Source organism: Rhizobium sp. LARHSG275, assembly GCF_052871115.1.
The window spans coordinates 54,959-75,803 of sequence record NZ_JBIXJN010000028.1 but is presented as its reverse complement, the minus strand read 5'-3'; the positions used below and the strand labels follow the sequence as shown (position 1 = coordinate 75,803).

General features: G+C 61.6%; 19 protein-coding genes and 1 pseudogene. 14 read left to right on the top strand and 6 right to left on the bottom strand.

Annotated elements, in window-relative coordinates; genetic code table 11:
* From ACIPSK_RS29275 to ACIPSK_RS29210, 14 genes and pseudogenes are all read left to right on the top strand, one after another.
* Positions 1-199: hypothetical protein (locus tag ACIPSK_RS29275; protein ID WP_446533089.1), on the top strand; the 199-nt coding region annotated here is incomplete at its 5' end.
* A 357-nt stretch (positions 200-556) separates the two neighbouring features.
* Entirely contained in the window at positions 557-895 is a 339-nt protein-coding gene (locus ACIPSK_RS29270; protein WP_162118804.1) for a hypothetical protein, read from the top strand.
* Positions 896-1,034: 139 nt separating this feature from the next.
* Entirely contained in the window at positions 1,035-1,241 is a 207-nt protein-coding gene (locus tag ACIPSK_RS29265; RefSeq protein WP_003542611.1) for a hypothetical protein, read from the top strand.
* 212 nt (positions 1,242-1,453) lie between these two features.
* Positions 1,454-2,260, top strand: coding sequence for a pseudouridine synthase (locus ACIPSK_RS29260; protein WP_162118805.1), 807 nt, complete (start codon positions 1,454-1,456; stop codon positions 2,258-2,260).
* Entirely contained in the window at positions 2,257-2,961 is a 705-nt protein-coding gene (locus tag ACIPSK_RS29255) for a phosphoribosyltransferase (protein WP_281410334.1), read from the top strand. Before ACIPSK_RS29260 ends, ACIPSK_RS29255 begins: the two co-directional genes overlap by 4 nt.
* Before the next feature lie 257 nt (positions 2,962-3,218).
* Positions 3,219-4,163, top strand: coding sequence for a phosphoribosylaminoimidazolesuccinocarboxamide synthase (locus ACIPSK_RS29250; protein ID WP_162118806.1), 945 nt, complete (start codon positions 3,219-3,221; stop codon positions 4,161-4,163).
* 209 nt (positions 4,164-4,372) lie between these two features.
* Positions 4,373-4,975: a TetR family transcriptional regulator gene (locus tag ACIPSK_RS29245; RefSeq protein WP_162118807.1), complete on the top strand. Its 603-nt coding sequence runs from the start codon at positions 4,373-4,375 to the stop codon at positions 4,973-4,975.
* 162 nt (positions 4,976-5,137) lie between these two features.
* On the top strand, positions 5,138-6,349 hold the full coding sequence (locus ACIPSK_RS29240) for an efflux RND transporter periplasmic adaptor subunit (RefSeq protein WP_162118808.1): 1,212 nt from the start codon (positions 5,138-5,140) through the stop codon (positions 6,347-6,349).
* A gap of 48 nt (positions 6,350-6,397) precedes the next feature.
* On the top strand, positions 6,398-9,508 hold the full coding sequence (locus ACIPSK_RS29235; protein ID WP_162118809.1) for an efflux RND transporter permease subunit: 3,111 nt from the start codon (positions 6,398-6,400) through the stop codon (positions 9,506-9,508).
* A 150-nt stretch (positions 9,509-9,658) separates the two neighbouring features.
* Complete coding sequence (locus ACIPSK_RS29230) at positions 9,659-11,092, top strand: efflux transporter outer membrane subunit (RefSeq protein WP_162118810.1); 1,434 nt, start codon at positions 9,659-9,661, stop codon at positions 11,090-11,092.
* Between the two features lie 174 nt (positions 11,093-11,266).
* Complete coding sequence (locus ACIPSK_RS29225) at positions 11,267-12,310, top strand: LacI family DNA-binding transcriptional regulator (protein WP_162118811.1); 1,044 nt, start codon at positions 11,267-11,269, stop codon at positions 12,308-12,310.
* Between the two features lie 34 nt (positions 12,311-12,344).
* Positions 12,345-12,473: pseudogene (locus tag ACIPSK_RS29220) on the top strand (ABC transporter ATP-binding protein); the annotation flags it as partial.
* A gap of 4 nt (positions 12,474-12,477) precedes the next feature.
* Complete coding sequence (locus tag ACIPSK_RS29215) at positions 12,478-13,380, top strand: nucleoside hydrolase (protein WP_162118812.1); 903 nt, start codon at positions 12,478-12,480, stop codon at positions 13,378-13,380.
* Positions 13,377-15,164 (top strand): adenine deaminase, encoded by a 1,788-nt coding sequence (locus tag ACIPSK_RS29210; RefSeq protein ID WP_162118813.1) that lies wholly within the window; start codon positions 13,377-13,379, stop codon positions 15,162-15,164. The genes ACIPSK_RS29215 and ACIPSK_RS29210 overlap by 4 nt, the downstream gene beginning before the upstream one ends.
* A gap of 167 nt (positions 15,165-15,331) precedes the next feature.
* Here the strand turns inward: ACIPSK_RS29210 and ACIPSK_RS29205 are convergent, their stop codons facing one another.
* The 6 genes from ACIPSK_RS29205 to ACIPSK_RS29180 form a co-directional block, all read right to left on the bottom strand.
* On the bottom strand, positions 15,332-16,501 hold the full coding sequence (locus tag ACIPSK_RS29205; protein ID WP_162118814.1) for a M20 aminoacylase family protein: 1,170 nt from the start codon (positions 16,499-16,501) through the stop codon (positions 15,332-15,334).
* 107 nt (positions 16,502-16,608) lie between these two features.
* A complete protein-coding gene (locus ACIPSK_RS29200) occupies positions 16,609-18,114 on the bottom strand; it encodes a tripartite tricarboxylate transporter permease (RefSeq protein WP_162118815.1) in 1,506 nt (501 codons plus the stop codon).
* Between the two features lie 9 nt (positions 18,115-18,123).
* Positions 18,124-18,585, bottom strand: a complete 462-nt coding sequence (locus ACIPSK_RS29195) for a tripartite tricarboxylate transporter TctB family protein (RefSeq protein ID WP_017968058.1) — start codon at positions 18,583-18,585, stop codon at positions 18,124-18,126.
* A 221-nt stretch (positions 18,586-18,806) separates the two neighbouring features.
* Positions 18,807-19,790, bottom strand: a complete 984-nt coding sequence (locus tag ACIPSK_RS29190; protein ID WP_162118816.1) for a tripartite tricarboxylate transporter substrate-binding protein — start codon at positions 19,788-19,790, stop codon at positions 18,807-18,809.
* 209 nt (positions 19,791-19,999) lie between these two features.
* Entirely contained in the window at positions 20,000-20,449 is a 450-nt protein-coding gene (locus tag ACIPSK_RS29185) for an SRPBCC family protein (protein ID WP_162118817.1), read from the bottom strand.
* Positions 20,450-20,503: 54 nt separating this feature from the next.
* Complete coding sequence (locus ACIPSK_RS29180; protein ID WP_162118818.1) at positions 20,504-20,827, bottom strand: ArsR/SmtB family transcription factor; 324 nt, start codon at positions 20,825-20,827, stop codon at positions 20,504-20,506.
* Positions 20,828-20,845: the final 18 nt, after the last annotated feature.

The window sequence follows — 20,845 nt, the reverse complement described above, 5'->3', positions numbered from 1 at the left end:
CAGACCCCGCAAGCTCCGCCGCCCACGTTTCTCTTTCTTCTCTATATTCAATTGTCAAATAACAGACGACACCAAAGGCCGTCGACAAAACCCGCTCCAAACTCGCGCCCAGAACACAAACCAGCAATCGCCAATCCGCTTGAGTTTCTTTAGAACGAAAGACTTCGTCGCCAGCAGCGCCGCCGCCCTCGTTCAGTGAGTGGGCTTATAGAACTAACCAATCTCATCCGTCAACACACCCAACCAAAGTTTTTTGACATTTTTGTAACAGGTTGATTCGGCTTGTGTTTTGCTGATGGGCATTATCCACAGGACGCGTTTTCGGAACGGATTCTTGAAAATTCCTTTACCGACTGGTCAAAAATCCATCGGAAAGTCGCTCTTAGCCACCGAAAGATAGTGAAAAAACAGGATCTTGCGCGGCTTTATGGTTAACAGAGGATTAAAGTGGCTCCAGCTGGCGAGCTTTAAATTTCGGTCACACATCAGCGACTGAGATTTCGGAACCTATCACCGAGTTGGGTGTTGTCTTTCCCATTGAAGGAAGGAGACCAACATGGCTGCCAATACCGATGATATCAGAGCATCTGTCAGCAAGGACATCGCTGCACTCCAGCAGGAAGTCTCGCGCCTGCAGAAGATGATTTCCGCTCAGGGCGCCGAAGCCTATTACGAAGTGCGCGGCCGCGCCGGCAAGGCTTATGATGAAACCCTGCCCCGGGCGAAGAACGCCGTCGCCCAGATCAAGGCCGAAGGTGTCGCTGCCGCCGACGCCGCTCGCGAGCATCCGACCGCAACGACCACTGCTCTGGTGCTTGCGGGCGCCATTGGCTTCCTTGCCGGATACCTGTTTTCCGGCAGCCCGCAGCCGCAGCCTCGCCATTGGTGGCGCTGAACACGCCAATCCACCCATAAACCGGTTTTTACGCACCCGCCGATCCGCCTTTTTGGCAGGGTGCGTAAATGCTTATGTCTTACAAAAACCAATTTTTAATGTGAGCTATGGGAACATAAAAAACGAAGGGAGGACTACCATGGAAAACAAGAGGGCCAACTGCATTATTGAAGTCAGCGTCGACAGCGCCAATGGCCGCTATGCGGTCGGCATCATGAATATGCGCCAAGCACTCGATCTGCCGGAAATGCCTAGTCTGTCCTATACCCATCCGGACCCGGTCAAGGCGGCCGCCGGTATCGTCGTCAGCCGTAAGGAACTGGCCGGCTTCATGGCCTGCCGCTAAGGCAGCGCCACCCTATCAAGCCGTGACGGCGCTTTATCCCAAAGCGCTGGGCCTCTTTTGCGTCGCCTGTTCTTCCCCCTCGTTTTTAATTTGCCTTGCTGGCATCCTTGCGCCGTTCATGCCAAGAAAGCGGCAGCAAAAGCAGCGCCGCGCGTCTTTTCAGACACGCAAACGACACTGTAGCACTTTGAATTATGCAGTAAGGATGGCAGATGAGGGAGCGGCGCCCACCGCACAAAACGCGTGAGCGGACAAAGCCCGCCGACAACGCCGCGGCTAAGCGGGTTACCCTTCCCCGCGCCCTTTCCAAGCTCGGTTATTGCTCCCGCACGCAGGCCGAACGTCTGATTGCCGAAGATCGCGTTGCGGTCGACGGCCGCACCGTCAGCGATATCTCCGCATGGGTCGATCTTGCCACCGCAAGGATCAGTATCGACGGCCTCGTTATCGCTGCCGAAGCGAAAATCTATCTGATGCTTAACAAGCCCCGCGGGCTCGTCACCACCCGCCACGATCCCGAAGGCAGGCCGACGGTCTATGATTGCCTCAGGGATTTCGATATTCCGCATCTCTCTCCGGTCGGCCGGCTCGACAAGGCAAGCGAGGGCCTGCTGCTTTTCACCAACGACACCGAATTCGCCCAGATACTGCTCGATCCGGTCACGCATGTCACGAAGACCTATCATGTCCAGATCGACCGCATCATGGACGATGAGGACATTGCCGCCATGACATCGGGCATCCGCCACGACGGCGAATTGCTGACGGCGACCGCCGCGCGGCGCCTGCGCCAGGGCGACAGGAATTCATGGATCGAGGTCGAGCTCGACGAGGGCCGCAACCGCCAGATCCGCCGCATGCTGGAGGCGCTGGGAACCGAATGCCAGCGCCTCGTGCGCGTCGCAATCGGCGGGCTCGAACTCGGTGAACTGCCGAAAGGCGCCGTGCGTGCGCTGAGCGAACCGGAATTGCAGGCGCTGCGCCGGACAGCCGGCATGGAAAGGACGAGACGCAATTGACTGCTGCGACGGAAATGGCGCCGCACGATTTCTGGCAGGAGCTTCACCCGCCCGGCACCTTTGCCGGCAATGGGGAATTTACCTCCTTCTATGTCGCCGTTCTCGAAGACGGCCGTCAGCTTCGCCTGCCGATCCGCGTGCTGGCCGATGGCGATCACGCCCTCGCCTCGCTGATCGTCAACCAGGCAAGCTTCGCCGTGCTCGATGCGCTCGCCGAACGCCTTGCCGAAAAGATCAGGCCCATGCGCATCGATGTCGTCGCCGGCATGCCAACGCTCGGCCTGACGCTGGCCGCCGCCGTGGCGCAGAAACTCGGCCATAGCCGCTACGTTCCGCTCGGCACCTCGCGTAAATTTTGGTATCGCGACGAGCTCTCCGTTGCCCTGTCTTCAATCACCACGCCGACACAGCAGAAACGCCTCTATATCGATCCGCGCATGCTGCCGCTGCTTCAGGGACAGCGCGTCGCACTCATCGATGACGTCCTTTCCAGCGGCGCCTCGATCGTCGCCGGCCTTCATCTGCTGACAGGCTGCGGTATCGAGCCCGTCGTTATCGGTGCCGCCATGCTGCAATCGGAGCGGTGGCGCGACAGCCTCGCAGCCGCCGGGCCGCAATGGAACGCGCGAACCGTCGGCGTCTTCGCAACCCCCATTCTGGAGCGGAACGCCATGGGCCGGTGGCAGGCACCACCAGCCTGACGCGAGGTGAGGATTGTTCAATCTCTGCCTGAAAGCGCTCTGTACAGCGCATGAGGAACGATTACAGTCCGCCTGATCGATGAAACAACGGACCCGCCCATGTCGTTCGATGCGCTCGCCAAGGCGACCGGAACCGGCTTTCGCTTCTTCGATTTCGCCTATGTCGGCCTGCCGGCGATACCCGATCGACTTGACTTCCCCAGCAATGAAACTAGAGCAGGAAGTCTTCACCCAATAATGAAGGACAGTCGAGCGCCGTGCGAATTCTCTCCGAAGCCCATTTCCCGGAATTGCCCAACTATTACCGCGGCAAGGTGCGCGAGAATTACGATCTTCCGGACGGACGCCGCATCATTATAAGCACCGACCGGTTGAGCGCTTTCGACCGCATCCTCACCTGCATCCCCTATAAGGGCCAAGTGCTGACGCAGACGGCGCGCTACTGGTTCGAGGCGACGAAAGACATCTGCCCGAACCACGTTCTCGACTATCCCGATGCGAATGTCGTCATCGGCAAGCGGCTTGACATCCTCCCAGTCGAGATCGTCGTGCGCGGTTATCTCGCCGGCACCACCGGCACCTCAATCCTGACGCTTTATAAAAAGGGCGAGCGCGAGATGTACGGCATGCGTCTGCCCGACGGTATGCGCGACAACCAGGTCCTGCCCGAACCCGTCATCACGCCGACCAGCAAGGAATTCGACGGCGGTCACGATGAACCGCTGACGCCGGCCGAAATCGTCACGCGTGGCCTTCTCACGAAAGAGCAATGGCAGACGCTGTCGACATATGCGCTCGCCCTCTTTGCCCGCGGCCAGGAGATGGCGGCGAAAAACGGCCTGATTCTGGTCGATACCAAATACGAGTTCGGCACTGATGGTGACGGCAACATTATCCTCGCTGACGAGATCCACACGCCGGACAGCAGCCGCTACTGGCTTGCCGAAAGCTATCCGGCAAGCTTTGCCGCCGGGAAACGCCCGGAAAGCTTCGACAAGGATTTCGTCCGCGCCTGGGTGGCGGAGCGTTGCGATCCCTATAAGGACGAGATCCCGGAAATCCCCGCCGAACTGATCGAGCAGACCTCGGCCGTCTACATCAAAGCCTACGAGGCGATCACCGGTGAGCGTTTTGTTCCAGACAACAGCGGCGAGACGCCGCTTGCTCGTGTCCGAACCAACCTCGCCCGCTATTTCCCTTGAAAAGACGAACGCGAAGGCCGCCAAGCCGTTCACCTGCTTGCGACGTTTCACCCATCGCGCTAGAGCGCCGCGCGTCCGAGAGGACGCGATAAGGACGCTCTATCACTTTGAATTGGCGCATAATCCTTCCCGAAAATCGATTCCGATTTTCGGGGTTATGCGCTAGCATCGGAAAAAAGGGGTATCGGGCTCAGCCCGGCGGGGAACAAATGGCAAGAAGGCCAAGACGCAAGGCCGAGGAAACGCGGGAAGACATTCTCTCCATGGCGGAGATGCTGTTTCGCGAGCGGGGCTTCGTCGCGGTGTCGATCGCCGATATCGCCGGCGCGCTCCACATGTCGCCCGCCAATGTCTTCAAACATTTCCGTTCCAAGGTCGCGCTCGTCGATGCGATCGCCGGACGCCATCTCGACGATGCCGCCGAGCGCTTCGCCGCCTTCGATGAGAAGCTGCCGCCAAAGGAACAACTGCTCCGCTTCATCCTGCGCCTGCTGGAAAGCCACCTGCAGGACATCCAGAAGAACCCTTACATCTTCGAAATGGTACTTTCGACGATCGAAGCCAAACTCGAGGCCGGCAATCGTTACCGCGCCCGCATCGAGGCGAAGCTCGGCGAGATCATCCGTGAAGGCATGGCGGAGGGACGTTATCATTGCCGCCATCCCGAGAGCGCGGCGCGTACCGTTGCAGACGTCCTGGCCTGCGTGCTGCACCCTGTCCTGATCGCTCGCGACGACAAGGAGACCCTTGTGCACCGCGCCGAAAAAATCGTGTGTTTCGTCGATGCCGCACTGCAAAATAGCGCTTGCTAAGTGATGATTGCTGAATTACGTCACTTCGTAAAGCTTTTGTTAAATTCGGATAACGGCATTTGAAACCAATCCTGATGCTTGTACAAGCCTGTGCTCGGCCCAGCCGAGCGCTGGATCGAGCGCATAGATTGAATGGCGAATGCTACCGCACAGGAATTCAGCATGATACGGCGTGCCCTCCTCATCCCCTCGGCCCTGGCATTCGCAGCCCTTCTCGCCGCCTGCAGCGACAGTGGCTCCAAGCCTGCGGGCAATGCGGGTGCAGGCGCGGCACAGCAGGCTGCCCCGGTCGGCGTGATCGCGTTGACGAAGGGCACGTTCCCGATCACCACGATCCTGCCTGGCCGTGCCGAGACATTTCAGACCGCCGATATCCGGCCGCAGGTGAGCGGCCTGATCCGCGAGGTCGCCTTTAAGGAAGGCGGCGAAATCAAGAAGGGCGACCTTCTCTACCAGATCGAGGATGCACCCTACATAGCCGCCGTCGAGCAGGCCAAGGCGGCAATCTCCAAGGCGCAAGCCAGCGTACCGAGCGCTGAAAGCAATCTCGACCGCTACCAGCGCCTCGTCGGCAGCGGTGCCACCCAGATCGAATTCGAAACGGCCAAGACGACGCTGCTCCAGGCCAAGGCCGAAGTCGAGTCGGCGAAGGCCGCGCTTTCCGCTGCACAGATCGACCTCGACCATACCAGGATCGTCGCCCCTTTCGATGGCATCATCGACCAGACGGCCGTTAATGTCGGCAACGTCGTCTCTGCCAACCAGACGACGGCGCTGACGACGATCCGCCAGCTCGATCCGATCTATATCTCTCTGACGGAATCGAGCACCAACCTGCTGAGGTTGCGCGACGCGATGGCCGCCGGCAACATCGAGGGTGCGGAGAACGTCGCCTTCCACCTGATCCTCGAAGACGGCAACGAATACAATCAGCAAGGCAAGCTCGACATGTCGAAGCAGGTCGTCAGCGAGACCACCGGCACCTTCATCATTCGTGTGCTCTTTCCCAATCCCGACCGCATCGTGCTGCCCGGCATGTATGTCCGCGCAACCGTCGAGCTCGGCGCCGAGGCCGGTTATGCGCTGCCGCAGCTGGCGACAAGCCGTGACGCCAACGGCCGGCTGACGGCACAATTCGTTTCCGCCGACGGCAAGGTCGAAACCCGCGCCTTCGAGAACAGCTCGCCCTCCAACAATTCCTGGCTCGTGACCGAAGGCATCAAGGACGGCGACCAGCTGATCGTCACCGGCCTCCAGTCCGTCACGGCGGGCATGCCGGTGAAACCGGTCCCGATGAAAATCAATGACAACGGCGTGGTCGTGCCTGCCGAACAGCCTGCGGCCGGTGACGCTGAGAAGGCCGCAGCGAAATAATCGCTGCAGGCCCGCATCGTCACCGTCCCAGCCGCACAGGAACAACCGATGGCCAAGTTTTTCATCCGACGTCCAATTTTCGCCTGGGTCATTGCGATCACCATCATGCTCGCCGGCCTGCTGGCGATTTTCACCCTGTCGATCTCGCAATACCCCGACATCGCCCCGACGACGGTTCGCATCAACGCCACCTATCGCGGCGCCAGCGCCGAGACGGTCGAGAAATCGGTGACGACGATCATCGAAGACGGCATGACCGGCCTCGACGACCTCACGTATATGACCTCGACCTCGTCGACCGGCTCGGCCAACATCCAGCTCACTTTCGGAACCAGCATCGATCCTGACATCGCCCAGGTGCAAGTGCAGAACAAGCTGCAGCTGGTCCAGTCGCAGCTTCCGGGCGACGTCATCGATGCCGGCATCAGCGTGACGCGCTCGACCTCGAGCATCCTTCTCGTCGGCTCGCTTGTTTCGACCGATGGCAAACGCAACTCCGTCGACCTCGGCAATATCATGTCGACCTCGATCGAGGATCAGATCCAGCGCCTGGAAGGCGTCGGCAGCATCAATGTCTTCGGTTCGGGATACGCCATGCGCGTCTGGCTCGATCCGTTCAAGCTACTGAAATACCAGTTGACGCCGAGCGACGTGACGTCTGCCATCCAGGCCCAGAACACCCAGGTCTCCGTTGGCTCGCTCGGCGCCCAGCCGACGATCCCCGGCCAGCAGATCAACGTCACCATCACCGCCCAAAGCCAGCTGACCACCGTCGCCGATTTCGAGCACATCATCCTGAAGGTCGAAAAGGACGGCGCGACGGTGCGCTTGAGCGACGTCTCGCGCATCGAGATCGGTCAGGAAAGCTATGGGGGGAGTTCGCGCTACAACGGCATGCCTTCGAGCGGCTTTGCCGTCAACCTCGCAATCGGCGCCAACGCGATCGATACCGCCGCCCGCGTGCGGTCCGCACTCGATGTCATCGGCCGCACGCTGCCGGAAGGCGTAAAGATCACCTATCCCTATGACACGACACCCTTCGTCGAACTGTCGATCGAGAAGGTCGTGCATACGCTGATCGAGGCAATCGTGCTCGTCTTCGTGGTGCTGCTCGTCTTCCTGCAGAATCTGCGCGCCACGCTGATCCCGACCATTGCCGTTCCCGTGGTGCTGCTCGGCACCTTCGGGGTGCTGGCGGTCACCGGCTACTCGATCAATACCTTGACGATGTTCGCCATGGTGCTTGCGATCGGCCTTTTGGTCGACGATGCGATCGTCGTCGTCGAAAACGTCGAACGCATCATGTCGGAAGAGAAGCTTTCGCCGCTCGAAGCGACGGAGAAATCGATGGGCGAAATCACCGGCGCCATTGTCGGCATTGCGCTCGTGCTGACCGCCGTCTTCATTCCGATGGCCTTCTTCGGCGGCTCGACAGGCATCATCTATCGCCAGTTCTCGATCACCATCGTATCGGCCATGCTGCTGTCGGCACTCGTTGCGATCGTGCTAACGCCGGCGCTCTGCGCCACGATGCTGAAGCCGGTCAGCGAACACCGGAAACACCGGGTCGGCGACTGGTTCAACCGCAACTTCACGCGCTCGACCAACGGCTATGTCAGGACCATCGGCTATCTCCTGAAACGGCCGATCCGCGTCATGCTGGTCTTTCTTCTCGTCGGCACCGGCTGTGCCTATCTATTCACCCGACTGCCGAGCTCTTTCCTGCCGCAGGAAGATCAGGGCGTGCTGCTGACCATCGTCACCACGCCGCCTGGCTCGACCACGCAGCAGACCCAGGCCGTCGTTGAGAAGGTGGAAAACTATTATCGCCAGAATGAGAAGGATGCCGTCGAATCGGTCTTCGGCGCCCTCGGCTTTGGATTCAACGGCTCCGGCCAGAACAGCGCCATCGTTTTCACCAAGCTCAAGGATTTTTCGCTGCGCACCGATCCAAATCTGAGTGCTCAGTCGGTTGTCAGCCGGGCGCTTCGCAGCTTCTTTGCGATGCGCGAGGCACAGGTCTTCGCGCTCCTGCCGCCGGCAATCCAGGGCCTCGGCGTGTCGAGCGGCTTCTCGATGTATCTCGTCGATACCGGCGGCCACGGCAACGACGCTCTGACGGCAGCCTCCAAGCGGCTAATCCAGATGGGCAACAGCTCGGGTAAAGTCGTGGCGCTGCGCAGCAGCAACAAGGAAGTCGAGCCGCAGATGCGCATCGTGCTCGATCAGGAAAAGATCGGCGCCATGGGCGTCGACATCGCCTCGGTCAATTCGATGCTGTCGATCATCTTCACCGGCCGCGACGTCAACGACTTCACGTTGAACGGCGAGATCAAGCCGGTCTATGTCGAGGGCGATACGCCCTTCCGCATGCAGCCGGACGATCTCAACCACTGGTACGCCCGCAACAATGACGGCGAAATGGTGCCATTCTCCGCCTTTACCCGCACCGAGTGGGTGAAGGGCGCGCCCTCGCTTGCCCGCTTCAATGCCGTCAGCGCCATTCCGCTTGACGGCGCTGCCGCACCCGGGGTTTCTTCCGGCGATGCGATGAACGAAATGGAAGCCCTGACCAGTGAGCTCGGCGGCGGTTATACGGTCGCCTGGCAGGGCATCTCCTATCAGGAACGGCTTTCCGGTTCGCAGGCGCCGATGCTCTATGCGATCTCGGTTCTCGTCGTCTTCCTCTGCCTGGCAGCGCTTTACGAAAGCTGGTCGATCCCCTTCTCGGTGATCATGGCGGTGCCCGTCGGCATCCTCGGAGCGTTGACGGCGGCAACCCTTTTCGGCCAGGCGAACGACGTCTATTTCAAGGTTGGCCTGCTCACCACTATCGGGCTGGCGGCAAAAAACGCCATCCTGATTGTCGAATTCGCCAAGGATCGCATGGAAAGCGGCATGGGGCTCTACGAGGCGACATTGGAAGCAGCGAGATTGCGCCTGCGGCCGATCATCATGACTTCGCTTGCCTTCATTCTCGGCGTCGTGCCGCTGGCGATCGCGACAGGCGCGGGCTCGGCGGCACAGAATGCGATTGGTATCGGCGTTCTCGGCGGCATGCTGGCGGCGACGATGCTCGGAATTTTCTTCGTGCCGTCGTTTTTCGTCGTCATTCGACGCATCTTTGCCACACGCGGCAAAAATGCGGCAGGACTGTGATATAAATGCACTGTGATATTGCTGTTCCCGTTGCTACATTGCGCCCGACTGCTTCGGAATGGTGTTTTTGGTAGAACGAGGCGCGGCGGCCGATAGTGAAGCATGAAGCTTCGGACAAGAATTGACTTGCTCGAGTACAGGATGAAATGAATGGTATCTCTTCGTTTTGCCACACCGGCATTATTGTTATTGTTGTCGGGCTGCGTTGTAGGCCCGGATCATGTTCCTCCTGAGATGCCGCTGCCCGCCAAATTCGGAGAGGGTGGGACCAAGAGTGATGGCGATGTTGCTACTGCAGCATGGTGGACCGCCTTCAAGGATCCAAGACTGAACGGCTACGTCAAGGCCGGCCTCGATCAGAACCTGACAGTTCAACAGGCGATCGAAAGAATCAATGCAGCTTCCGCAAACGTGACCACTGCCGGCGCCGGCGGCCTGCCGAATTTGAATGTCGGCGCCTCGCAGACGGTCAGCGGCCAGAAGGGCGAGCTGCGCACGCAGTTCGACACGCGCAATACCAGTGCCGGCGACGTCCAGCTGAGCTGGCTGCTCGATCTCTTCGGGCTCTACAAGCGCAATACGGAGAGCGCGCTTGCCTCGCTCGATTCCGCTTACGCATCGGCTGACGTTGCCAGGCTGACCCTCATACAGGACCTTGTCTCGAGCTATATCGACGTTCGCTACTTCCAGCAGCGTCTAGCGCTTTCGAAGACCAATCTGAAGTCCCGTCAGGAAACCTACGAGCTGACCAAGTTCCAGCTGGAAGCCGGCGCCGCCTCGCGTCTTGACGTCGTTCAGGCCGAAGGCCTGGTGCAGTCGACGCTCGCCGAAATTCCCGGCCTCGAAACCAATATCCGCGTATCGGCCCATCACATCGCCACGCTGCTCGGCCTGCCGGCTTCGGCTCTTGTCGATGAATTGCTGAAGGGCTCCGGTCAGCCGGTATTCCGCGGCGGCATCACCTCCGGCATCCCGGCCGACCTGATCCGCAATCGTCCAGACATCCGCGTCGCGGAACGTGATCTTGCCGCCGCAACGGCCAATATCGGCGTTGCCCAGGCGCAGCTTTATCCGAGCATCTCGCTTAGCGGCTCGATCTCGCCGTCTTACATCAACCAGCGTGGCATCCATGGCGGCCTGACGCCATGGTCCTTCGGCCCGACGCTCAACCTGCCGATCTTCGATGGTGGCCGCCTTCGCGCCAACGTCAAGTCGGCACAGTCCGATGCCGCCACTGCCTATCTCAACTGGAAATCGACGGTGCTGACCGCGGTCGAGCAGGTCGAGAATGCGCTTTCGGCCGTCCGGCGTGACGCGCAAACGGTCGCGGCGCTTCAGGCCCAGGTGAAGACCACGCAGGAAACGCTGGAACTTTCGACTGCATCCTACAAGGACGGCGCCTCCTCGCTGCTCGACGTTCTCGACGCGCAGCGCCAGGTTTCGCTGGCCCAGGCAAGCCTTGCCGCATCCGTCCAACAGATGGCCAAGGACTATGTCTCGCTGAACATCGCGGTTGGTGGTGGCTTCGCCCCCGGCGGCAAGACGACCGCACCGGCGGCGAAGGTTGTGGCTGTCAAGGGCTGACAGCTGCCGCAATCGACTTGAGAAGTACAAAGCCTCGCGATTGCCTCGCGGGGCTTTTTCTTGCCTGCGGCGTGCCGCAATCGAATAATTGCGATAAGATGCATTTGGATTCGACATGCAGAAAAAGCTGAGCTATCACTCTGATTAAACGATTAATCAGAGTGATCGTCGATCATGGCAGCACCGCGCCCGGGACCGAACCTCAGCAGGATAGCAACGTCGCTCGGCGTCTCCGTCGCGACGGTCTCCAATGCGCTTTCCGGCAAAGGCCGGGTCTCCGGCCAATTGGTCGAAAGAATTCGCGAGCATGCGGCCGAACTCGGTTACGTCCCGAGCCAGGCCGGCCGGGCGCTACGGACCGGCCGCAGCGGCGTTCTCGGCCTAGTGCTGCCCGATATCGCCAATCCGCTGTTCCCGAAGATCGCGCAGGCGATCGAATTTGCTGCGTCCGCCGCAGGTTACGGCGTGCTGATCGCCGATTCCCGCGGCGATGTCGCCGCCCAGACCGAGGCGATCAACCGGCTGGCCGAGCGCGGCGTCGACGGCATGGTCATCATTCCTCGCCGCGCCACCCGCATTTCGGCAGCGGCCTGTCCGGTCGCCATCATCGATACTCCCTCGACGCCTGGAAACACCGTTGCCGCCGACCATTGGCAGGGCGGCCACGAAATCGCCGTTCATCTCGCGGGCCTCGGCCATCGCCGTATCCTCATCATCGGCAACAATCAGGAATCCAACGTCCAGAACGACCGCGCCGGCGGCATCCGCTCCGGCATGCGCCCGGGCATGCATTCGGAAACCCTGTGGATCGACCGGCTGGAGCGGGAGAACGGCAGTGGCTGCCCGCTCGGCCTCGCCGAAAAAGTCAGACAGGGTTTCACCGCCTTCGCAGCCCTCTCCGACCTGCAGGCGTTGCGGGCGCTGACGGAGTTGCAGCAGGCTGGCATCAACATTCCCACTGACGTCAGCGTCACCGGTTTCGACGACCTCATCTGGTCGCCTGTTGTCACGCCGTCGCTGACGACGGTCCGGATGGACATGGATAGGATTGCCGAAATTGCCGTATCGGCGCTGGTGGATACTATAAAAACAAGCACCATCCGCAAGGGCGTGCTCGTTACCGCGGAGATCGAACGCGTCGCCATGCAGCTGATCGTCCGCCAATCATCCCGGCCTGCGAAGCCGGCACCAAAAACCTCAGAGATGGAGAAAATGTGAGATGAAAAAAGCTTTCATTGCCTCGGTAGCACTCCTCCTCGACACCGCGCTCGGCCCGATCAAAGCGGAGATCGATGCATGCCTGCCGTCGCACGAGACCGGCAGTGCACTCACCTTCGATCTGCCGGTTGCAGGTGCTGCAAACCTCAAACGTTTCGGGTGAAATCATGGGCGTCTGGATCGACACCGATATGGGCTTCGACGATATCGCCGCCATTCTGGTGGTGGTGCAGTCGGAATTCGAGATCGACGGCGTATCGCTGGTCTTCGGCAATACGCCTCTGGCGCAGGTAAAGGTGAACGCCGCCGGCGCCGCCAGTGCCTTCGGCTGGAAGTTTCCCATCCACACCGGCCGCGCCATGCCCGTGCTCGGCAAGCTCGAAACCGCGCAGGCGATCCTCGGCGAAACCGGCATCCCGACATCAGGCAAGAGCCTGCCGAAGGTGGCGGCCCTTGCCGACAGCGATGCCTTCGCAGCACTCTGCCGTTGGCTGGAGCGCCAGGGCCAGCACCGTATCCTGGCGCTCGGGCCCCTCACCAACATCGCCGCCGTGGCTCTTGCCCGGCCCGATCTTGCCGCCCGTATCACCGAACTCGTCACCAGCGGCAACCATACGGCCTCCGCCGAATTCAACGCGCTCGCCGATCCCGAGGCCCTCTCGATCGTCATCGCCCATGGCCTTCCGCTGCGCATGGTCGATCTCGACCTCTGCCGCAAGGTGCTGGCAAGGCCCGAGGACACCGAACCCATGCGCAATGCCGGCGGCGCCAATGCAGAGCTGATCACCGATATGTTCTCGGCCTATATCCGCATCGGCACCAGCCGCGGCCGCCCGGCCATGGCAATCTACGACCCCTCTGCGGCCGTCGCCTTCGTAGCCCCTGATGTCGTGAGCTTCCGTCCCGCCCGCATCGACGTCGAGCTGCAGGGTGCCCTCACCCGTGGCCGCACCATCGTCGAGACCCGCGCCACGCATGCGACCTTCAATGCCCAATTCGCCGCCGACATCGATGCCGACACGGCGCGTGTCATCATTCTCGCCGCTTTGGTCAACGAGGCCCGCAAATGAACGCCACCCCTCGTCAGGAACCCGCCGATCTCAATGATCCCGCCTTGCGCGCCCGCGCCGTCACTGCAGCGCGCGGCGACGCTCCTTTCGACGTGCTGATCACCGGCGGCAGGCTGCTCGATGCGGTAACGGGCCTGATCCGGGAAGCCGATGTCGGCCTCGTCGGCGCGCTGATATCAAGCGTCCATGCCCCGGCAAGCCGAACGGATGCCATCGAGACCATCGATGCTTCGGGCCGCATCCTGACGCCCGGCCTGATCGACACGCACATGCATGTCGAAAGTTCGATGGTGACGCCGGCCGAATATGCGAACGCCGTCTTGCCGCGCGGCGTGACGACGATCGTCTGGGATCCGCACGAATTCGGCAACGTCCATGGGCTCGACGGCGTGCGCTGGGCGATCGAGGCGGCGCGCGGCCTGCCACTGCGCGTGATCCTGCTCGCGCCCTCCTGTGTGCCTTCCGCGCCAGGCCTGGAACTTGCCGGCGCCGATTTCGATGCTGCCGTCGTCGCCGAGATGCTGCGCTCCTCCGCCGTCGGTGGCGTCGCCGAAGTGATGAACATGCGCGGCGTCATCGACGGCGATCCGCGCATGACCGCCATCGTCAATGCCGGCCTTGCCGCCGGCAAGCTCGTCTGCGGCCATGCCCGCGGCCTCGAAGGCGCCGATCTCAACGCCTTCATGGCATCGGGCATCACCTCCGACCACGAACTTACCTCCGGCGCCGATCTCCTTGCCAAGCTTTCCGCCGGCCTGACGATCGAGCTGCGCGGCTCTCACGACCATCTGCTGAAGGAGTTCGTCGAGGTGCTGAACGGTCTCGGCCACCTGCCCCCGACCGTCACGCTCTGCACCGACGACGTCTTTCCCGACGAACTCCAGGAAGGCGGCGGCCTCGACGACGTCATCAGGCGCCTGGTGCGCTACGGCATGAAGCCGGAATGGGCCATCCGTGCAGCGACCTTCAATGCCGCACAACGTCTGCAGCGTCCCGATCTCGGCCTCCTCGCCGCCGGCCGCCGCGCCGACATGGTGCTCTTTGACGACCTCACGGAATTCCGCGCGCGGCTGGTCATATCAGGCGGCCGTATCGTCGCCCGCAACGGCAGCATGCAGGTGGCCGTCCAGCAGATTGATACGGCGCCGCTTGTCAATTCGATGAAGCTGCCGCCGCTGATCGAGAATGATTTCCGCATTCCGGCCCAGGGCGAGCGCGTCCGCGTCGCCACCATCGACCGCCCGCGCTTCACGCAATGGGGCGAGGCCGAAACCGAAGTGAGGGACGGTTTCGTCGTGCCGCCGGTCGGCAGCGCCATGATCTCCGTCGTCCATCGCCACGGCAAGACCGACAGCATCCCGCGCATTGGCTTCCTCACCGGCTGGGGTGAATGGCGCGGCGCCTTCTGCACCACCGTTTCGCATGACAGCCACAACCTCACCGTCTTCGGTGGCAATCCGGGCGACATGGCGCTCGCCGCCAACGCCGTCATATCAGCTGGCGGCGGCATGGCGGTCGCCAAGGACGGGCGGATCGAAGCGATGCTGCCGCTACCGCTCTCCGGTCTGGTGACGGAGGCATCACTGAAGGACACCGCCTTAGCCTTCGTCAGCATACGCGGTGCAATGGAAAAGATCGTCGACTGGAAACCACCCTATCGGGTCTTCAAGGCCTGCTTCGGCGCTACGCTCGCCTGCAATGCCGGCCCGCACCAGACCGATCGCGGAATTGCCGATGTGGTAATGGGGACAGTGACGGAGAGCCCGGTGCTAGAGGTTCTGTAAGCCAAAACGCACATATGATATGACGATGGCGTGCCGTGTGGCCCCATCCGTCTGCCGTCTCCTTCTTCCCGCTGGGAAGAAGAGACTCGCCGCAACGTATCGATTCCCCTTCTCCCCATGGGGAGAAGGTGCCCGTCGGGCGAATGAGGGGCGGCAAACGCCGGAGCTTACCCTTGCAACTCCCGCTCCACCAACGCCACCCAATAAGCCGCTCCATAGCCAAGCGCGGCATCGTTGAAATCATAAGCCGTATTATGGTGCAGCGCCCCGTCCATCGCCGGACCGTTGCCGAGCCAGACATAGCAGACCGGTGCATTCTGCGCGAAGAAGGCGAAATCATCTCCCGCGGTCGATGGCGGAAAGCTTGTCCGCACCTTCTCATTAAAGACCGCACCAGCCGCACCAAGCGCCCGCGCCGTCGCATCCGCATCATTGACGACAGGCGGAATTCGCCGCTCGAATGCATAGTCCACTGCGATTCCGTACATGGCCGCGGTACCTTGCGCCAACCGGCCGATCTCGGTCTCCAGCTGATCGCGCACCTCAGGCGAATAGGCCCGCGCCGTTCCGCCAATCTCGACGATATCAGGAATGACGTTCAGCGCCTTCGGGTCGCCCGCCTGCAGGAAACAGGCGCTGACGACCGCCGGTTGCAGCGGATCGATCACCCGTCCGACAATCGTCTGCAGCGATGACAGGAAGGTGCCGGCGGCCGTGATCGGATCGCGGCCGAGATGCGGCTTGGCGCCATGCGTGCCGGTCCCGCGGAAGGTAATCCGCCAACTGTCGGAGGAGGCAAGCTGCGGTCCCTCGACCACGGCGATCTCATCGACCGCAAGCCCAGGCATGTTGTGCAGCCCATAGACGGCATCGCAGGGAAAAAGTTGAAACAGCCCCTCCTCGACCATGCGTTTCGCTCCGCCGCGCCCCTCTTCGGCCGGCTGGAAGATGAAATGCACCGTACCGGAAAAATTCCGTGTCGCCGCCAGATGCCGGGCGGCGCCGATGAGCATTGCGGTATGGCCGTCATGGCCGCAGGCATGCATCTTGCCTGATACTGTCGATTTATAAGGCCGCTCCGCCATCTCAGGCATGGCAAGCGCATCCATGTCGGCGCGGAGCCCGATCCTGCGCGTGCCGTTGCCGATCTGGAGCGTACCGACCACGCCAGTTCCACCGAGCCCGCGATGCACTGTGACACCAGCCTCTTCGAGAAGCTTCGCGACGATGCCGGCGGTGCGTTCCTCCTCGAAACCGAGTTCGGGATGGGCGTGCAGATCGCGGCGCAGGGAGGTGAGAAAAGGCAGATCGTCCTTGATCCGGGCGGGGATGCTCATCGGGCAATGCTCATGGGCCTGGATATCCTGTAAAGCGAAACGGGCGCCCAACCGGCGCCCGTATCAGATCATCCGTTGTTCATCAAACGGCCCACAAGTTCAACCCCTCAGGCTTCCTCGACGAACACCTCCTCGCGCTTCTTCTTGACGCTCGGCAGGAAGACGACGATGAGGACTGCGGCCGCAATCGCCAGGAGAATGGCGCTGATCGGTCGCGTCACGAAGGTCGTGGGATCGCCGCGCGACAGGATCATGGCGCGCCGGAGATTTTCCTCGAGTAGCGGCCCGAGCACGAAACCGAGCAGGAGCGGCGCCGGCTCGCAGCGAAGCTTTGCCAGTACATAGCCGATGAGCCCGAAGAAGGCGACGGCATAGAGGTCGTAGACGTTGGCGTTGACGCTGTAGACCCCGATCGAGCAGAAGGCCATGATGACGGGGAAGAGCACGTAGTAAGGCACGGTCAGCAGTTTCACCCAGAGCCCGATCAGCGGCAGGTTGAGGATGACCAGCATCAGGTTGCCGATCCACATTGAGGCGATGATGCCCCAGAACAGCGCCGGCTGTTCGATGGCGACATTCGGCCCCGGCACGATGCCCTGGATGATCATCGCACCGATCATCAGCGCCATGACAGGATTGGCCGGAATGCCAAGCGTCAGCAGCGGAATGAACGAGGTCTGGGCGCCGGCATTGTTTGCCGATTCCGGTCCTGCGACGCCGGCAACCGCACCCTTGCCGAATTCCCCCGGCGTCTTCGACATCCGCTTTTCCACCGTATAGGAGGCGAAGGAGGCAAGGATGGCGCCACCGCCTGGCAGGATGCCGAGCGCCGAACCGATCGCCGTGCCGCGAATGATCGGTGCGATCATCTCCTTGAATTCCTGGCGGGACGGCAAGAGGCCGGTGACCTTGGCCATCAGCACCGTACGTGTCGACTCGCCCTCGAGGTTGCGCAGGATTTCGGCAACCCCGAATACGCCGACGGCAAGCGCCACGAAGTTCAGACCGTCGGCATATTCGCGGATGCCGAGCGTGAAGCGCGGCGTGCCGGTATAGATGTCGGTGCCGACCAGGCCAAGTAGCAGCCCGAGCGCCACCATGGCCAGCGCCTTGACGACAGACCCGTGCGCAAGAGCGATCGAGGAAACGAGACCGACGATCATCAGCGAGAAATATTCCGCCGAGCCGAATTGCAGCGCGATTGCGGTGAGCGGCGGCGCGAAGATCGCGACGAGGAAGGTCGACACGGTGCCAGCGAAGAACGAGCCGAGCGCCGCGATCGCAAGTGCTGCCCCCGCCCTGCCCTTGCGGGCCATCTGGTAGCCATCGATCGCGGTCACCGCCGAGGAAGATTCGCCCGGCATGTTGATCAGGATCGCCGTCGTCGAGCCGCCATACTGTGCGCCGTAATAGATGCCGGCGAGCATGATCAGCGAGGAGACTGGTTCGAGCTGGAAGGTGATCGGCAGGAGCATGGCGATCGTCGCCGTGGCGCCGATGCCGGGCAGCACGCCAATCAGCGTGCCGAGCAGCACGCCGATCAGGCAGAAGAGTAGGTTTTCCGGAGTGCCGGCTGTTGCAAAGCCGAGCGCGAGATTGCTGAAAAGATCCATCATCGCCTCCTAGAACCGGACCCAGGGGCCGAAGCGCTCGAACGGCAGGCCGAGCCCGTAGCTGAAGACCGCCACCGAAAAGATCGTCAGCAGCAGCGAGAGGATGATCGCGAAGAACACGTTCATCTTTTGCGATGCGAAGCAGGCGATGAAGGCGGTGAGGAACAGTGACGGTGCAAATCCGAGACCGCGCACCGTCAGCCCGAAGAACACCGGTGCCGGCAGGATGAAGAGCATGCCGCGCCAGGCAAAGGGGTCGATAGGCTCGCCCTCGACGCGGAGTGCCTGAATGAAGATGATCGCGCCGAGAAGCACGAGCACACCGGCAAGCACCAACGGAAAATAGCCAGGCCCCATGCGCACTGCCGTGCCGAGGTCGAGCCCCAGCGACTGGATGGCGAAGAAAGCACCGGTCGCGACGAAAAGCGCACCGCAGATCGCATTGGTGGTATCGAAACTGATGGACTTCATGGTGTCTCCTGGGGTTGGAGATGATTGATGTGACGCGGTCACAAAGAAAGTAGCCCCTCATCCGCCTGCCGGCACCTTCTCCCCGCGCGCGGGGAGAAGGGGATACGCCGCAGACCTCTCGCCCTTTCCCACCGTTGTGTTAGGCAGGTCCCTCTCCCCGCACGCGGGGAGAGGGTTAGGGTGAGGGGCTTGGCCAGCACGCCCAGGATGCGGGTATACTCTCAGTCGGCATACTCGCCGGCGGCCTCTATGATCGGCTTCCAGCGGGCGATCTCGCTTTCGAGCTTGGCCTTCAGCGCAGCCGGCGTCGCATCGGCGTCGGAGGATGGCGCCGTGCCGAGCTCGGCGAAGCGGGCGCCGACATTCGGATCCTTCAGCGCGACTTGCAGCGACTTCGACAGACGTTCGTTGATCTCAGCCGGCGTGCCCTTCGGCGTATAGATGCCGTGCCAGATGCCGACTTCAAAACCCGGCAGCCCGGCTTCGACGGCCGTCGGAATGTCCTCCATCACGTCGAGCCGCTTGGGCGAGGTCACGGCATAGGCCTTGATCGTGCCGCCCTGAATCTGCTTCGTCGTGTTGGTCGTCTGATCGCACATGACATCAACCTGACCGCCGAGCAGATCGGTCATGGCAGGGCCGGTGCCCTTGTAGGGAACGGTCGTGAGCGGCGTCTGGATGGCGCTCATGAACATCATGCCGCAGAGATGCGAGGCCGCGCCGATGCCGGCATTGGCGACCGTCACCTTGTCCTTGTTGGCCTTGATATAATCGATCAATCCCTTGAGGTCGGCAGGCTCCATGTCCTTACGGGCAACGATCGTCATCGGCACCTCTGTGACGAGGCCGACATAGTCGAAGGCGCCGAGCGTGTCGTAGGCGAGCTTGCGGTAGAGCGTAGCGCTGGTCGCCATGCCGATATGGTGCAGCAGGATGGTGTAACCGTCGGGATCGGAACTCGCCACGCGGCCCGCGCCGAGCGTGCCGCCGGCGCCGCCGACATTTTCGACGACGATCTGCTGGCCGAGATCCTTCGACATGGATTCGGCGACCAGGCGCGCGACGGTGTCAGTGGGGCCGCCGGCCGCAAAGGGCACGACCATGGTGATGGTGCGCTCGGGATAGGTCTGCGCCGAAGCGACGCCGACGAGAAGAGAGACCGCGGCAGCCGCGGTCAGGCCGAGCATGGCCTTCAGAATTTTCATCGTTTCCTCCCTGATGAAATAAGCGAGCCCGCCGACACATCCTCCGCGCCGGGGATGACCTATTTGCCGCCGGGAAAAATCGACCCGCAATCATTGCAGCCGCTTTCGAAAGACGATTTTGCGACAGTGCGATGCAGCATGGGTCGATTTGGAAACAAACGGCCGGTGCGATGGGTGGAAATCCACCCATCGCACTATGACGTCTGCCTTCATTTTTTGGGAGGCAGCACCACTTCGCCGGTTTCGATCAGCGACTTGAGGTTCGAGAGAATGCGTGGCCAGCCGCCGGAAACGGCGTTGATAAGCTTGGAATTCTCGACCGCAATGGAATGGGTCACCGTCAGCTTGGTAGCAGTATCGTTGACCGCCTCGATCTCCATCACGCATTGCGAATAGCCCTCGGCCTTCAGCTCCGGCATGAACTCGTTCCGCCATTTCAGCACGAGCCGTTTCGGCGGATCGCATTCCAGGATCTCGCCGATGTCGGCGACCGATCCGTCCTCGAACAGAAGCTTCCAGGCGGCGCCCGCTCGCCACTCGGTCTCGAAGTGGGCGCCGAGCCAGAATTTCTTCATGAACTCGGCCGTCGTCAGCGCCGCCCAAAGCTGCTCCGGCGTCGTGCGAATAAAGGTGACATAGTTATATGTGCTGCCAGCCATGATGATACTCCTTTTTGGCGAGGACAAGATGCTCCCGATGGCCAGGCCGCGTATCTAGTGGCCGCCCTCGCCTTCGAGGGTCTGCTTCAGATCGGCGAGCGCATTCAGCTGCTGCCGCTCGAATTTGTTGATCCATCGTTGCGCGATCTCGTTGATCGGCACGGGATTGATGAAGTGCAGTTTCTCCCGGCCCTGGCGCTTGGACGAAACGAGGCTCGCCTCCTCCAGGATCGCAATATGTTTGGCCACGGCCTGGCGCGTCATCGCAAGCCCCTCGCAGAGCTCAGCCAGAGTCTGGCCGTTCCTCGCATACAGCCGATCTAGCAACTGCCGCCGGCTCGCATCTGCCAGAGCCCGGAAAACTGCGTCATCATCCATGTCTTTATACGGAACCAT